19 protein-coding genes and 2 pseudogenes are annotated in these 12775 nt (G+C 48.8%); 11 read left to right on the top strand and 10 right to left on the bottom strand.

The features are described from left to right. The first annotated feature begins 284 nt into the window (after positions 1–284). The 3 genes from J7438_RS23810 (at position 285) to J7438_RS23800 (ending at position 1707) form a co-directional block, all read left to right on the top strand. Positions 285–1040, top strand: coding sequence for a transposase (locus tag J7438_RS23810; RefSeq protein WP_353620187.1), 756 nt, complete (start codon positions 285–287; stop codon positions 1038–1040). 144 nt (positions 1041–1184) lie between these two features. Continuing rightward, the gene (locus J7438_RS23805) at positions 1185–1451 is read left to right on the top strand and encodes a DUF4160 domain-containing protein (protein WP_209278555.1); all 267 of its coding nucleotides are present in this window, start codon (positions 1185–1187) and stop codon (positions 1449–1451) included. Continuing rightward, on the top strand, positions 1444–1707 hold the full coding sequence (locus tag J7438_RS23800; RefSeq protein ID WP_209278554.1) for a DUF2442 domain-containing protein: 264 nt from the start codon (positions 1444–1446) through the stop codon (positions 1705–1707). Before J7438_RS23805 ends, J7438_RS23800 begins: the two co-directional genes overlap by 8 nt. 40 nt (positions 1708–1747) lie before the next feature. Here the strand turns inward: J7438_RS23800 and J7438_RS23795 are convergent, their stop codons facing one another. From J7438_RS23795 to J7438_RS23785, 3 genes and pseudogenes are all read right to left on the bottom strand, one after another. Then, positions 1748–2047 (bottom strand): hypothetical protein, encoded by a 300-nt coding sequence (locus J7438_RS23795; RefSeq protein ID WP_209278553.1) that lies wholly within the window; start codon positions 2045–2047, stop codon positions 1748–1750. Continuing rightward, positions 2044–2322, bottom strand: coding sequence for a BrnT family toxin (locus tag J7438_RS23790; RefSeq protein WP_209278552.1), 279 nt, complete (start codon positions 2320–2322; stop codon positions 2044–2046). The genes J7438_RS23795 and J7438_RS23790 overlap by 4 nt, the downstream gene beginning before the upstream one ends. A 470-nt stretch (positions 2323–2792) precedes the next feature. Then, positions 2793–3167, bottom strand: a pseudogene (locus J7438_RS23785) (transposase); the annotation flags it as partial. A gap of 41 nt (positions 3168–3208) precedes the next feature. Between J7438_RS23785 and J7438_RS28010 the strand changes: the two are divergent. Both J7438_RS28010 and J7438_RS28005 read left to right on the top strand, forming a co-directional pair. Further along, positions 3209–3652, top strand: coding sequence for a transposase (locus J7438_RS28010; RefSeq protein WP_353620186.1), 444 nt, complete (start codon positions 3209–3211; stop codon positions 3650–3652). 29 nt (positions 3653–3681) lie between these two features. Next, complete coding sequence (locus J7438_RS28005) at positions 3682–4050, top strand: hypothetical protein (protein WP_286196868.1); 369 nt, start codon at positions 3682–3684, stop codon at positions 4048–4050. 147 nt (positions 4051–4197) lie between these two features. On the opposite strand, the gene J7438_RS23775 is transcribed toward J7438_RS28005, so the two are convergent. The 3 genes from J7438_RS23775 to J7438_RS23765 all read right to left on the bottom strand — a co-directional run bounded on the left by J7438_RS23775 (position 4198) and on the right by J7438_RS23765 (position 5263). Next, positions 4198–4413: a hypothetical protein gene (locus J7438_RS23775; RefSeq protein ID WP_209278550.1), complete on the bottom strand. Its 216-nt coding sequence runs from the start codon at positions 4411–4413 to the stop codon at positions 4198–4200. Between the two features lie 347 nt (positions 4414–4760). After that, complete coding sequence (locus tag J7438_RS23770) at positions 4761–5024, bottom strand: Txe/YoeB family addiction module toxin (RefSeq protein ID WP_209278549.1); 264 nt, start codon at positions 5022–5024, stop codon at positions 4761–4763. Beyond that, positions 5021–5263, bottom strand: a complete 243-nt coding sequence (locus J7438_RS23765; protein ID WP_209278548.1) for a type II toxin-antitoxin system Phd/YefM family antitoxin — start codon at positions 5261–5263, stop codon at positions 5021–5023. The genes J7438_RS23770 and J7438_RS23765 overlap by 4 nt, the downstream gene beginning before the upstream one ends. A 141-nt stretch (positions 5264–5404) precedes the next feature. Here J7438_RS23765 and J7438_RS23760 point away from each other — a divergent pair, with 141 nt between their 5' ends. The 3 genes from J7438_RS23760 to J7438_RS23750 all read left to right on the top strand — a co-directional run bounded on the left by J7438_RS23760 (position 5405) and on the right by J7438_RS23750 (position 7630). Further along, positions 5405–5980, top strand: a complete 576-nt coding sequence (locus J7438_RS23760; protein ID WP_209278547.1) for a UTP--glucose-1-phosphate uridylyltransferase — start codon at positions 5405–5407, stop codon at positions 5978–5980. A 179-nt stretch (positions 5981–6159) separates the two neighbouring features. After that, on the top strand, positions 6160–7185 hold the full coding sequence (gene galE, locus J7438_RS23755) for a UDP-glucose 4-epimerase GalE (RefSeq protein ID WP_209278546.1): 1026 nt from the start codon (positions 6160–6162) through the stop codon (positions 7183–7185). A 43-nt stretch (positions 7186–7228) separates the two neighbouring features. Continuing rightward, on the top strand, positions 7229–7630 hold the full coding sequence (locus J7438_RS23750) for a VanZ family protein (RefSeq protein ID WP_209203188.1): 402 nt from the start codon (positions 7229–7231) through the stop codon (positions 7628–7630). Between the two features lie 111 nt (positions 7631–7741). Here the strand turns inward: J7438_RS23750 and J7438_RS23745 are convergent, their stop codons facing one another. Further along, positions 7742–8053 (bottom strand): GxxExxY protein, encoded by a 312-nt coding sequence (locus tag J7438_RS23745; protein ID WP_286196867.1) that lies wholly within the window; start codon positions 8051–8053, stop codon positions 7742–7744. A 406-nt stretch (positions 8054–8459) separates the two neighbouring features. Between J7438_RS23745 and J7438_RS23740 the strand changes: the two genes are divergently transcribed. Continuing rightward, positions 8460–9920: an O-antigen ligase family protein gene (locus tag J7438_RS23740; protein ID WP_209278545.1), complete on the top strand. Its 1461-nt coding sequence runs from the start codon at positions 8460–8462 to the stop codon at positions 9918–9920. On the opposite strand, the gene J7438_RS23735 is transcribed toward J7438_RS23740, so the two are convergent. Both J7438_RS23735 and J7438_RS23730 read right to left on the bottom strand, forming a co-directional pair. Further along, on the bottom strand, positions 9917–10348 hold the full coding sequence (locus J7438_RS23735) for a type II toxin-antitoxin system VapC family toxin (protein ID WP_209203191.1): 432 nt from the start codon (positions 10346–10348) through the stop codon (positions 9917–9919). The two genes, J7438_RS23740 and J7438_RS23735, sit on opposite strands and share 4 nt — an antisense overlap. Further along, positions 10345–10566, bottom strand: coding sequence for an AbrB/MazE/SpoVT family DNA-binding domain-containing protein (locus tag J7438_RS23730; protein WP_209203192.1), 222 nt, complete (start codon positions 10564–10566; stop codon positions 10345–10347). The genes J7438_RS23735 and J7438_RS23730 overlap by 4 nt, the downstream gene beginning before the upstream one ends. 158 nt (positions 10567–10724) lie before the next feature. Here J7438_RS23730 and J7438_RS23725 point away from each other — a divergent pair, with 158 nt between their 5' ends. Together J7438_RS23725 and J7438_RS23720 are read left to right on the top strand one after the other, a co-directional pair. Beyond that, entirely contained in the window at positions 10725–11459 is a 735-nt protein-coding gene (locus J7438_RS23725; protein WP_209203193.1) for a tyrosine-protein phosphatase, read from the top strand. A gap of 109 nt (positions 11460–11568) precedes the next feature. Then, the gene (locus J7438_RS23720) at positions 11569–12180 is read left to right on the top strand and encodes a hypothetical protein (protein ID WP_209278544.1); all 612 of its coding nucleotides are present in this window, start codon (positions 11569–11571) and stop codon (positions 12178–12180) included. A gap of 356 nt (positions 12181–12536) precedes the next feature. Here the strand turns inward: J7438_RS23720 and J7438_RS28000 are convergent. Next, positions 12537–12775 (bottom strand): annotated as a pseudogene (locus J7438_RS28000) (transposase); the annotation flags it as partial.

The following is a 12775-nucleotide window of genomic DNA, read 5'->3' as shown; positions in this document are numbered from 1 at the left end:
ATTTGTTAATCTTGCCCATGGATGGTTCGCTCCGTTTCTTATTTTGAATGATGTCCTACCAAACTCATTCTATTTTGGCTCATTTGAAGCCGTTTTGGGAGCGGGGCGGACCATTCCATTAGGTCTTGATTCTTGACGAGCATTAAAACTGTTCTACTTTTATAGCTCTTTGTTTATGACTTGGGGGTATAAGTGTGAGCAGGCCGTTGCGGATTGAGTATGCGGGTGCGCTGTATCATGTGACGTCGCGGGGGAATGAGCGTAAGCCGATTTATCGGGAATAGGTGGATTTTTGCCTGTTTCTTGATGTGCTTGCCGAGGTTTGTGAGCGGTTTAACTGGGTGATTCATTCCTGGTGTTTGATGACCAATCATTACCATCTGGTGGTGGAAACGCCGGACGGTAATCTTTCGGCTGGTATGCGACAGTTGAATGGTGTTTATACCACGCGCTTTAATCGTCGGCGGGTAGGGCATCTGTTCCAAGGGCGCTACAAGGCCATTCTGGTGGATAAGTCAGCTTATCTTATGGAGTTGAGCCGCTACGTGGTGTTGAACCCGGTTCGAGCCAAAATGGTGGATCATCCCGCCGACTGGCTGTGGAGCAGTTACCGTTATACCCTCGGTGAAGTGGACTCGCCAGACTGGTTGGCGACGGATGCGATGTTACGTCTGTTCTCTGATGACCGCGAACGAGCCTGTGAACGGTTTTTTGCTTTCGTGCTGGCGGGTGTTGGCATTAATATCTGGCTACACTTGAAGCAGCAGATTTACTTGGGTGATGACCGTTTTGTGGCCGATCAGCAGCAGTATATTGAAAAGCCGGTTAAGGGTAAGGCACTTTCTGAAGTCCCACACAAGCAGATGCGTAAACCGGCCAGACCCCTTGAGTTTTATCGTGCCAGTTTTGATTCTCCAGCGGAGGCGGTTTGTGCTGCGTATGCCTCCGGTGGTTATACCCAGAAGGCCATCGCGGATTTTTTTGGGCTGCACTATTCCACGGTGAGTAAGATGGTTAAGAAAGTGGGCAGTTATCAGTAGTCAGTTTTCAGAAAAAGACTGTTGTTTTGATATTCAGTGGCTGCTATTGCTGCTCAAAATCAGGCAATCATATTAGTGGAGTGATGCTTGCTAAAGTTTGGCTAATCTGATGATTATAATAATTGCCTTCAGCAGGGTTTTGTGATGCCAGTGATATCGACCTTTTTTGGGATTTATATTCGAATGTACCATGCAGATCATGCACCACCGCATGTTCATGCAGAGTATCAAGGTCATGAGGCGCTGGTAGACATCTCAACTGGCCATGTTCTGGAAGGTGGGTTGCCTAAGAAAGCGGCAAAGCTTGTGGGTGATTGGTGTTTGTCGCATCAGGCTGAACTTGAGGCGAATTGGCAAAGGGCTGTTAATCTCCAACCACTTGAGCGTATAGCAGGAGCGGATAATGATTAAAATAACTCAGGCAGTTTACCAGTCAGGTGTGGAAATTAAGCTTCACTTTTCTGATGGTAGTTTTGGTGTTATGGATTTTAGTGACATTCTTGTCAACAAAACCAGCCTTACTCAGGCTTTGGAAGATGCCGATTTTTTTCTACGATTCTTTATCGAGTTGGGAGCACTTTGCTGGCCAAATGGGCTGGAGTTTAGTGCAGGCAGCCTTTATAAGAGGCTGGAAGCAGCAGGTAAACTGGTTAAGCCTGCTGCATAACAGAAGTGGGCAGTAGTCAGTTTTCAGAAAAAGACGTTTTCTACTTTTTGCCTGAGATATTCTCACTGGGGACAAGTCTGCCTTCTGCGTATTTATGGAGCACACTGGCAATCATGGTCTGATAGGGTATGCCTTCTTCCAGAGCCATTTTTTGCAGGGCTCTCAGTGTGCGGCTGCTCAGGCGAATATTCAACCGTGCATCTTTTTTAAAGGTGTTCGCTGCTGCCTGTTGATGAGTGTGTTGAATGACTTCCGGATTATCAACGGGTTCGAGTTCTCCCGCTTCAAACGCATCCAGAATTTCCTGTTCTTCTTGTAACTCGTGTTTACTTGGTTTCATGGGGTGCCTCCCAGGTACTGTTTTGTTGCTTTCCGGCTGGGGATGATGGTTTTGAGAAATATCTCTTTTTCTGATTCCACAAAGGGTACCAGGTAGACATAGTCTTCAACCTGAACAATCGATATCTTCTGGCCAGGGTATTTCGCCTGATTCGGGTGATGAGTAATTGCCAGCTCTCCACCCATTTCTATGTGAAAAATGATCTCTTCAAATGAGATGCCCCGGTTGGCCTTGAGCCATGCGTTTTTTTCACAATTCCAGTTAAATACTTTCATATCATTGTTGTGTGCCTTATGTACATACAAAATGGTTGATAGATCACGTTTTGTCAATAATCATACGATCGGGCTTATATGATCAAAAAATGCTTATTCCCCGCCGCCGGTTACGGCACCCGCTTTCTCCCTGCCACGAAAACCGGGGTCATATATGGTCCGCCCCGCTTTGCAAGGATAAGTTTCCCATCATGACTAAAGAGTAATGCTTCCATTCTCTTAATAAAGAGACCGGCCTTTGGGGTGAGGTCTCAATGCCTCTGGCCCTGATGGAATCCGCTCACTCCCACCTCATCAGGTCTTCGGCCTCTACGGGCCCTGACCCCGGTCAGGTTCAAGGGAGTGCAGGTCTTACTTTTATGCCATCATTTGAACTTTATCCGCGCAACTCGTTGCAGGCTTCTTACACTGATTAACCGCTTTTGCTTTTCCTCTCTAACGACAAGTGTTTAATATTGAAATACCTATGTTCATGCTGCTGCCTTGTACGGCTCTTTCTTGGTTAACACAGCCCAGGCAATGCGAGCGTTTTTATTGGCAACAGCCACTGCTGCTATATTCTTGCCCCTGCGCTGATCAAGCTCTTTAATCCAATTATTACGTCGATCGTCGTGTTTGTCGGCTACCCTGACAACGGTTCCGCCACCGTGTATCAACAGGGTTCGCAGGTAAGTATCGCCCCGTTTACTGATCCCCAGCAACGTGGGCACACCACCGGTCGATTGTTGCTTTGGCACCAAGCCCAGCCAGGCAGCCATTTCCCTGCCATTTTTAAATGCTGATATATCACCAATCGCAGCAAACAGTGCCGTAGCACTGAGCAACCCAATGCCGGGTATGGTTAGAAATAGTTTGCAAGCTTCATATTACCTGGGGGCATATAAGAGTGAGCAGGCCATTGAGAATCGAGTACGCAGGTGCGCTGTACCATGTGACTTCGCGTGGTAATGAACGTAAGGCTATTTATCGAGAAGAGTCTGACTTTAATCTGTTTCTGGATACCTTGGCAGAGGTCTGTGAACGCTTTAACTGGACGATTCATTCCTGGTGTTTGATGACGAATCATTATCACCTGGTGGTGGAAACGCCAGACGGTAATTTGTCGGCCGGTATGCGACAGTTGAATGGTGTTTATACCACGCGGTTTAACCGACGCTATGGGCGGGTTGGCCATCTTTTTCAGGGGCGCTACAAAGCCATTCTGGTGGATAAGTCGGCTTACCTTCTGGAGTTGAGCCGTTATGTGGTGTTGAATCCGGTCAGGGCCCGAATGGTGGAACACCCCGGCGACTGGCTTGGAGCAGTTACCGTTATACCCTCGGTGAGCTGACTTCACCAGACTGGCTGGCCACCGATGCCATGCTGTTGCAGTTTTCGGAAGATCGGGAACGAGCCTGTGAACGTTTTGCTGCTTTTGTTCTGGCAGGGGTGGGTATCAATATCTGGGTTCATCTCAAACAGCAGATCTACCAGGGTGATGACCGGTTTGTTTCGGATCAGCAGCAATATATTGAAAAGCCAGTGAAAGGTAAGGCGCTTTCGGAAGTGCCTCATAAGCAGAAACGCAAACCTGCACGGCCCCTTGAGTTTTACCAGGCGAGTTGTGATTCAATCGAGGCTGCTGTTTGTGCGGCTTTTGGTTCCGGCGGTTACACCCAGAAAGCCATCGCTGATTATTTTGGCCTGCATTATTCCACGGTGAGCAAGATGATTGCGCGCCAGGAATAAAGTGTGTATTGGGCGGTGTTCATGAGTTGGCCTTGTCTCCTTGCTTTAGATCTGCAGGTTTGAGCCACTATGAACCAGAAAGGTATTTGTCCATTTTTAATAATTTGCCCAGGGCTCTTTTGAATTCCGGAGTGAAATAGAGCTTGTTCAATGGTCCAGCCCTTTCCACAGTTCTTCAACAGGCTGGTAATCCCCTTTGGTGGTTTCTTTCCAGCCTTTTTCAAAAGACTCTTCCTCCGTACCAAGAGAAACACTCTCCCTGAAGCTGTGAACGATTCTTAATAGTGCTGGCAGGTGTTCGCTGGGTATTTTCCCTATCTCCTGCTGCAGCATTTCTTGTATCGCTGTTTCATTGTTTTTCATTGGGTAGTGCCTTTCAGGTTGCCAGGAGGCTGACCGAGAATAGCGCCCGTAGCGAGGATGGCAGAAAATTGAGGATAAAAAGTCGGAAAGTTTTAGTGAATAGTGGTTCTATTTGCTAAAAATTTCCGACTTTTTAGACCAATTTGCTGCCACCGCAGTAGGGCAGTCTATTCTCGGTCAGCCTCCTAGTTGCTGTTCGTATTATTGTCACTTGCACCAGCTGAGTGAAATGTTAGTTTAGTCTGAACAGCCATCGCTGATCATTTTGGCCTGAATTATTCCTCGGTGAGTAAGATGATTACCCGGTACCCTATAGTTTGTGGGCATTGAGTGGCTATTTATGCCAACTAATCGTAATGGGTCCACATCCTGATGATTTTAACGGTTTTCTCTTTTTTCAGTACCTGGTAAACCAGCCGGTGCTGAATATTAATTCTCCGTGATAATGCGCCACTCAGGTCACCGATCAGCTTTTCGTAAGGTGGTGGTGTTTGATACGGATTAATCGCCAGTATATTCAGCAGGGCTTCTGCTTTGGATTTCAGGTCTGCGGCTGCGATTTTCTTTGCATCTTTTTGCGCCTGCCGGGTGTATACCAGTTTCCAACTCACCAGCTGGGCTCCTCGCTGCAATCTGAAATATCGCTGGCCAATCCGTCGCGGATGGATTTCCGCATTCCCGGTATATTGAGCAGGTGAAGTGTTTCCTGAATAGCACTCCAGTCTTCTTCAGATACCAGTACGGCATTGTTGCGTTTGCCAGTAATAAGCACTGGCTTGTGGCTTTGAGCGGTTTCATCAATCAGCCGGTACAGGTTTGCACGGGCTTCGCTGGCGCTGTATCTGCTCATGGATTTTCTCCTGATTCTTTTACTATTTTTTACGTACGTAATATAGTACGTATTCTTTGATCCCGCCAATGATGGTGCCAATTTTGCTGCCTTTTTAAAAACACTTTTACCACACAAATACTGAGTCCCACATACCATCCTATGATAAAGAAATGCCTTTTCCCCGCTGCCGGCTACGGCACCCGCTTCCTCCCTGCCACCAAATCCATGCCTAAAGAGATGATGCCCATTGTCAGTAAACCGCTGATTGAGTATGGCGTTGAAGAGGCGCTGCAGGCGGGTATGAATGATATCTGTATTGTTACCGGCCGTGGCAAGCGCAGCCTGGAAGATCATTTTGATGCCAACTATGAACTGGAGCATCAGATTGCCGGTAGTGATAAGGAGTCACTGCTGAAATATGGGGTGATTGCCGGGCAGGCTATTTCTGATGATCTGATCCGGGTGGAAACCATGATGGAGATGCCTGCAAAAGAAGATGCCCCCAGCAAGCTGGCTATTATTGGCCGCTATATTCTGACGCCGGATATTTTTGACCTGATCCGGGATACCCGGCCGGGTAAAGGCGGCGAGATTCAGATTACCGATGCCCTGATGGCCCAAGCTCAGAGGGGCTGTGTGCTGGCTTATAAGTTCAAGGGCAGGCGTTTTGATTGTGGCAGTATTGCCGGGTTTATTGACGCTACCAATTATTGTTATGACGCGCTTTATTGTTGATCGCTGTGTATCGATCATTCCCCGTGCTTACATTGGGTATCTGCTTTACCTGAGCTAAAGAAGTTGGAACCACAAAGCACACAAAGAGCACAAAGGAAAAGATAAGATTTTTTCTTTTTTCTTTTTTCTTTTCTTTGTGCTCTTCGTGTGCTTTGTGGTTCAAAATAAAGGCCCCACCAATGAAAATTCTCGTTACCGGCGGCGCTGGTTATATCGGCTCCCATACCTGTGTTGAGTTACTGAATGCCGGTCATGACCCCATCGTATTGGACAATCTCAGTAACAGTTCGCCCACTGCTATCCGGCGTGTGGAGCAAATTACCGGCAAGGCATTGCCTTTTGTTGAGGGTGATATCCGGGATGAGCAGACGTTAAACCGGTTAATGTCGGCCCATCAATTCGATGCGGTCATACATTTTGCCGGCTTGAAGGCAGTGGGGGAGTCCTGCACCATGCCACTGAAGTATTATGACAATAATATCAGCGGTACGATCACGCTCTGCCAGGCCATGGCAGCCCATCATATCAAACGGCTGATTTTCAGCTCATCCGCTACCGTGTACGGTGACCCGCATACGCTGCCTATTGAAGAGAGTTTTCCCCTGTCGGCCACGAATCCTTATGGCCATTCGAAACTGGTGATTGAGGAGATTTTGCGGGAACTTTATAAGTCCGACCCGCAATGGAATATCGCCCTGCTGCGCTATTTTAATCCGGTAGGGGCGCACCCTTCTGGCCTGATCGGTGAAGACCCTAACGATATTCCCAATAATCTGTTGCCTTATATTTCCCAGGTGGCTATTGGCAAGTTGCAGCAGCTGAACGTATTTGGCAATGATTATTCGACGGCCGATGGCACCGGTGTGCGTGACTATATCCATGTGGTGGATCTGGCCCGTGGGCATGTGAAGGCGCTGGAAAGATTGACGGATGATAACCGGGACTGCCATGTGTGGAACCTGGGCGTCGGCAAGGGGTACTCGGTGCTGGAGATGATCCACACCTTTGAAAAGGCGTCTGGCAGACAGGTGCCTTATGTTATCGCTGACCGTCGTCCGGGGGATATTGCTGCCTGCTATGCCCACCCTGAAAAAGCCGAACGTGAGTTGGGGTGGAAAGCGGAGTATTCGCTGGATGATATCATGGCCCATGCGTGGAAGTGGCAATCGGAAAATCCACAAGGATATGGTTCAATGGATGGGTAGCGCCTGTTCAGGTTTGATGATCCCTCATGGATGATGACCAATAATGCAAGACAAAAAATGGGGTAAATTGCCCTGGCAGCGGCTGGTGTTTGTGGCTGCCATCCTTACCTGCACTGTGATGGCGGTGATTCCCGGCAGTATTGACCCCACCGGTTTTGTTAACGACAAAGTAAAGCACGTTATTGTGTTTTTTGTGTTGGCGTTGATGCTTGACTACCTGGCCTTTCCTACTGCCCGCTTTACCTGGTATAAGCCACTGGGGTTGTTGGCCTTTGGGGTGTTGCTGGAAGTGTTGCAGGATACCCTTGGGTTTCGTAAGGGCAGTAACCAGGATTTGCTGGATATTTTATCGAACCTGGCGGGGATTACGGGTTACTTTGTGGTGGCGGCTGTGGTTAAGCGAATTTACAGGGTTAAACTGGCGAATGGAGGGGCGGTGGTTTAAAAGCCTTGGAACCACAGAGCACACGAAGAGCACAAAGGAAAAGATAAGATAAGATAAGATTTTTTCTTTTTCTTTTTCTTTCCTTTGTGAGCTTTGTGGTTCACAAAAAAATCAGTTGACCAGCCGCTTGATGCCATGTTTGAGGACGTACTCATTAAAGTTGATCAGCAAGCCCAGCCAGAGATTGTTCATTTTCAAGTAGGTCAATAACTGAGCATCATGAATACGGTTGAGTTTTTCCACAGCTTTTAATTCGACAATGACTAACCCTTCAACGAGAAGATCAAGCTTCAGGTCGGTATTGAGTTTTTTGTTTTTGTAATACACTGGAACAGGCACCTGCCTTTCAACCTGCAGGTTGGCCTGTTTAAGCTCGAAAAACAGTGCTTCTTCATAAATTGACTCCAGCAGGCCCGGCCCCAAAACTCAATGAACTTCTATGGCGCAGCCAATGATGTGTTCTGATAACTGGTTAGACTTGGTTTTCATCCGTATATCTCTATTTATTGTTAATAACTAAAAATAGAACACTTTTCCTGTTTTTATAGTTTTGAATCCGGCCCCGGTGGTTTGAAGAAAAGAAGTGGAACCACAGAGCTCACGAAGGGCACAAAGGAAAAGAAGTGGAACCACAGAGCACACGAAGAGCACAAAGGAAAAGCATTGGAACCACAAAGCACACGAAGAGCACAAAGAAGAGCTTTTCTTTTCCTTTGTGCTCTTCGTGTGCTTTGTGGTTCAAAAGGATCTTTTTCCCTCCTTTCGGTCTTCTGTATAATCCCTGCTTGCCTATTCCCCTGATGCCTGAATCTGTTTAAGGATTACCGCCTTGTCCACGCTGGATAACCGTTTTAGCCGTTTTCTGTTTTATTTTCTGTTGCTGGTGATTACCTGGCTGCCCTTGCCCTATGGCAGCAAGCCCGAATGGGCCATGGGGATTTTGCAGGCGGGTGTTTTTATGCTGTCGGCCTTCTGGTTGGCGGGGTATGGTTTTGGGCATCTGTCGGTTACCCCTGCCTTTCGTAAAGGTGCGCCGGTTTATATTGGGTTGTTGCTGGTTGCTTTCTGGGTTTGGGTGCAGTCGTTGCCACTGCCTGCAGAGCTTGTGCAGCAGTTATCACCGGTGGCCTGGTCGGTTCAGGTTGAAGCGGCCAGCGCATTAAACCTGCCGGTGCCGGATGCTCTTTATCTTTCCCTTGATCCTTTTGCTTCCCAGGTGCATGCCCTGTTATCGCTGGCCTATGCGCTGCTGTTTGCCATGGTGTTGTTGCTGGTGAGTGATCCGAAGCGGTTGCGGGTGATTGCCTGGGTGTTTGTGATTGCCGGGGCGTTTCAGGCGTTGTTTGGTTCGTTGAGTACTTTGTCTGGTGCAGAGGTTTTGTTGTTTGGGCCGAAAGAGACCGGCCAGGGTGTAGCTTCGGGTACGTTTGTTAACCGTAATAGTTTTTCAGGCTGCCTGGAGATGACCCTGGCGGTGGGTATGGGCCTGTTGCTGGGTCAGCTGAACGAACGGCGCTTTCATGACTGGCATGAGTTCTGGCAACAAACCCTGAAAACCCTGCTAAGCAACAAAGTGATTTTACGTACCGCCATTGCCATTATGGTGGTCGGGCTGGTGATGGGGCGCTCCCGTATGGGCAATACGGCGTTTTTCTCCAGCCTGATGATTACCGGGGTTTTGTACGTTATCTGTCGTAAAAAATTAACCCGTGGTGTGGTGATTCTGTTTGTCAGCCTGTTTGTGATCGATACCATTATTGTCAGCCAGTGGTTCGGGCTGGAAGAGGTAGTAGAACGGCTGGAAAGAACCAACGTACAAACAGAAGCCCGTAGTGATGTGAACCCGCAAACCATCGGTGCCATTCCTGATTTTGCCCTTGCCGGTTCCGGTGCTGGCAGCTTCTATACCACCCTGCCGCAATATCATGATGGTACCTGGCGGGGCTTTTTCGACCTGGCCCATAATGACTTTCTGCAATTCCCCCTGGAGTTTGGTGTGCCGGCTTATGCCATTCTGGGGCTGATGGTGCTATTTACCGCCTGGCAAGCGATTCAGGCCATGCGCCTGCGACGGAATATGCTGATGGTGGGGATGGGCTTTGCGGCGTTTATGGGGATACTGGCGATTATGATTCATTCGTCGGTGGATTTTAATCTGCAGATACCTTCGAATGCGGCTTATTTTGTTTGCATGATGGCTTTGGGGTGGTTGGCCAGGTATTTGCCGACCCTGCCGGGCGCTTCCCGCCACCCGCTCCCCGAAAAAGATAAACAATACAGAGCTTGTTAAGGCTTCAGAGCTCCCGGTATTTGCTGTGCAGCCAGATCAAAGGTATAAACCCCATCCAGTGGTTCGGATGGCTTTGAGCAGTAATTTGCTTTGTTAACGATCAGCGCATCGGGAAAGTCGGCAGTTTTTCGCTTGCTGCCAGCCTTGACGGGTTTGGCCAGCCGAAAGTCATTCAGCGCCCGCCAGACAGTCTGGCCATCTTCAAAACAGAGGTTGGGTTCTGCAAACAGTTGCTGAATGACCCCAATCAGTTCAGGATTATCAAGATTGTACTTTTTACCCCGTAAGGTCCAGAGAGTTTCTACCAGGACCACATCGGTTATCAGAACTTTGTGCTGCCCGGTAATCAGCCGGGCAGCCTTCGGTGATTGCAGCTCGTCATCATCCAGCAGATAGCGGAGAAGGACGTTGGTATCGATGGCAATCATGGGTTGATGCCGGTTTGCAGGGAGGTCTCTTCATTGACCCGTTTGTCAGTCTTGATACCTTTGAGCAAACCTTTCGCCGCTCCCATTGTTTTTTTTACGATAGTAATATGCCCTTGGTTATCCACGTAGCTTTCGTACTCATCGCCGGGTGCCAGCCCTGCCTGTCGGCACTGCTCTGCGGGCAGGGTGATTTGCCTTTTGCTGCTGATTACCGGCATAGCGCCTCCTTCTTTACTTTTTATTAAAAAGTAAAGATAGAAGTGCTCGTGAGTGGAGTCAAGAAAACGTTACGTCAGAATATAGAAGATAGTGAGAAATCATTTATGCAGGGTTGTATTTTACGGGAAGCGGGCAGCGGGAGGCGGGGAGCGCAAACATGATAGATATTCACAACCATATTATCCCCGCCATTGATGATGGTCCGGAGACCATGGAGCAATCCCTGGAACTGCTGCGCATAGCCGAAGCCAATGATATCCAGCGGATGGTCTGCACGCCCCATATGCATCCCGGTCGTTACGATAACGATATCACCACCATTGCACCTGCCTTTGATGTGCTGGTTGGTCATGTGCAACAAGCCGGTATTGGTGTTCAGTTGGCCATGGGGGCGGAGGTGCGTTTTAGTGATGAGATGATGTTTCAGCTGCGCCAAAAGCGCATCCCGATGATCGGTAAATGGGACGGTTACGACTGCCTGCTGCTGGAAATGCCCCACAGCAATATTCCATTGGGTATTGAACAGATGCTGGAGTGGCTGGATCGCCAGCAGGTGCGGGTGGTGATTGCCCATCCGGAACGGAACAAGGAGCTGATGGCCTACCCGGAACGCATCTTTCCATTGGTGGAACGGGGCGCATTGTTTCAGGTGACTGCCGGTTGTATACCCGGTTTTTTTGGAGACAATGCACAAGCCACAGCCCGCTGGTTGCTGGACCATGAGTTGGTGCAGTTTGTGGCTTCGGATGCTCACCACGCCAAACGACGACCGCCTGCTATGAAGGCAGCGGCTGAAGTGCTGGATGAATGGTATGGCGAGTCCGTTCGGCATCAGCTGACATTGACCAATCCGGATTTACTGACTTTCTCGCTGTTTGGTGGGGCTGAGTGACTTTGTTTTGAACCACGAAGAACACGAAGAGCACAAAGAAGAGCTTTTCTTTTCCTTTGTGCTCTTTGTGAGCTTTGTGGTTCAAATAATCTTTTAAAAAGGATGGCAAATGCTTAAACGGTGGCTGCTGGTATTGCCCGCTATTGCGTTATTGGCGGTGGCATTAAATACCGCGTTCAATCTGATTCGCTCTGAAATCTGGCGTTACCAGACCCAGGATTTTCTGGAGTTCTGGCAGGCAGAGACCAAAGCGGATAGCAATTATAAGATTAATCAAAGGGATTTTGACGTTACCGTTAACGGTATCGACAAGGCCCTGAATAACGCGCCCTTTGCCTCGGAATTGCGGGTATTAAAGGCCAGGGTGCTTGAGCTGGGTTTCCGCCACGGTTTAACGCCAACCCAGACCGCTGAACCGGTGGATTTAACCGCCTGGAGAGAGGCTGTTTTGGCGAGACCAGCCTGGCCCTACAGCTGGAGTGCATACGCCCAGGCCCGCTCCCAACACTCCCTTATTGATCCGCAGTTTGAAGCCGCTCTCGTTCGTGCCGACGAACTTGGCCCCTGGGAGCAAAAGGTAATGGAGAATGCCACCATTCTTGGCCGTTATTATCGCGGATGGTTAAGCGAGCCGGTTCAGCAGAGGCTGGACGATAGCAGTGCGCGGCTGGCACAGCTTTATCCCTGGCGGGCGAAGCAGTTGTATAAGCAATATCCTTAAAAGAACGCTGCCCGCTTCCCGAAAAAGATAAGACGAGTGCTTTTACGGGGAGCGGGCGGCGGGTAGCGGGCAGCGGCTTTTCTGATCTCATTCAAAGATTTGAACGGATGATGTTAGCTGACAGTTGACCAATACCTGTTTGCAGTAGCGTGCCCGCTGCCGGATAATCACCAACATCAATCAAAATCGCTAAATACTATGATCGCTTCCCCACTCCCACAGCCCTGCTAAACCCACGATGCTTATGAATGCCCTGCTTATTCTGGCAATCCTGCTATCGTTTTTAAGCTTGGGGTTTGCAATGGCCACCAACAGCCTTTTAGGCTGGATTGGCTTGATTAACGTGAGTTCGACGCTCATAAAGCCATAGGAACCCCTTCAGTCAGCACTGTTATATCAATATGGGGCTTCTTGGGTTGACGGGTATAAGCAATCAGCCCTGCTATCAGATTTACCGCAAAGTTGAACGGTGCCGAGTGTGCTCTATCTGAGAAATATTTTTCAATTGATCATTCACACTTTCAATCACTGCTCGTTTTCGCAGCATCGCTTTATCAAAGGCTTTTAGCGCCTTTGGCTTCATATTCTTCCGGAC

This window comes from Thalassotalea sp. G20_0 (assembly GCF_017744175.1).
Taxonomy (GTDB): domain Bacteria; phylum Pseudomonadota; class Gammaproteobacteria; order Pseudomonadales; family Endozoicomonadaceae; genus Endozoicomonas.
This window is presented reverse-complemented; position numbering and strand designations above follow the sequence as displayed.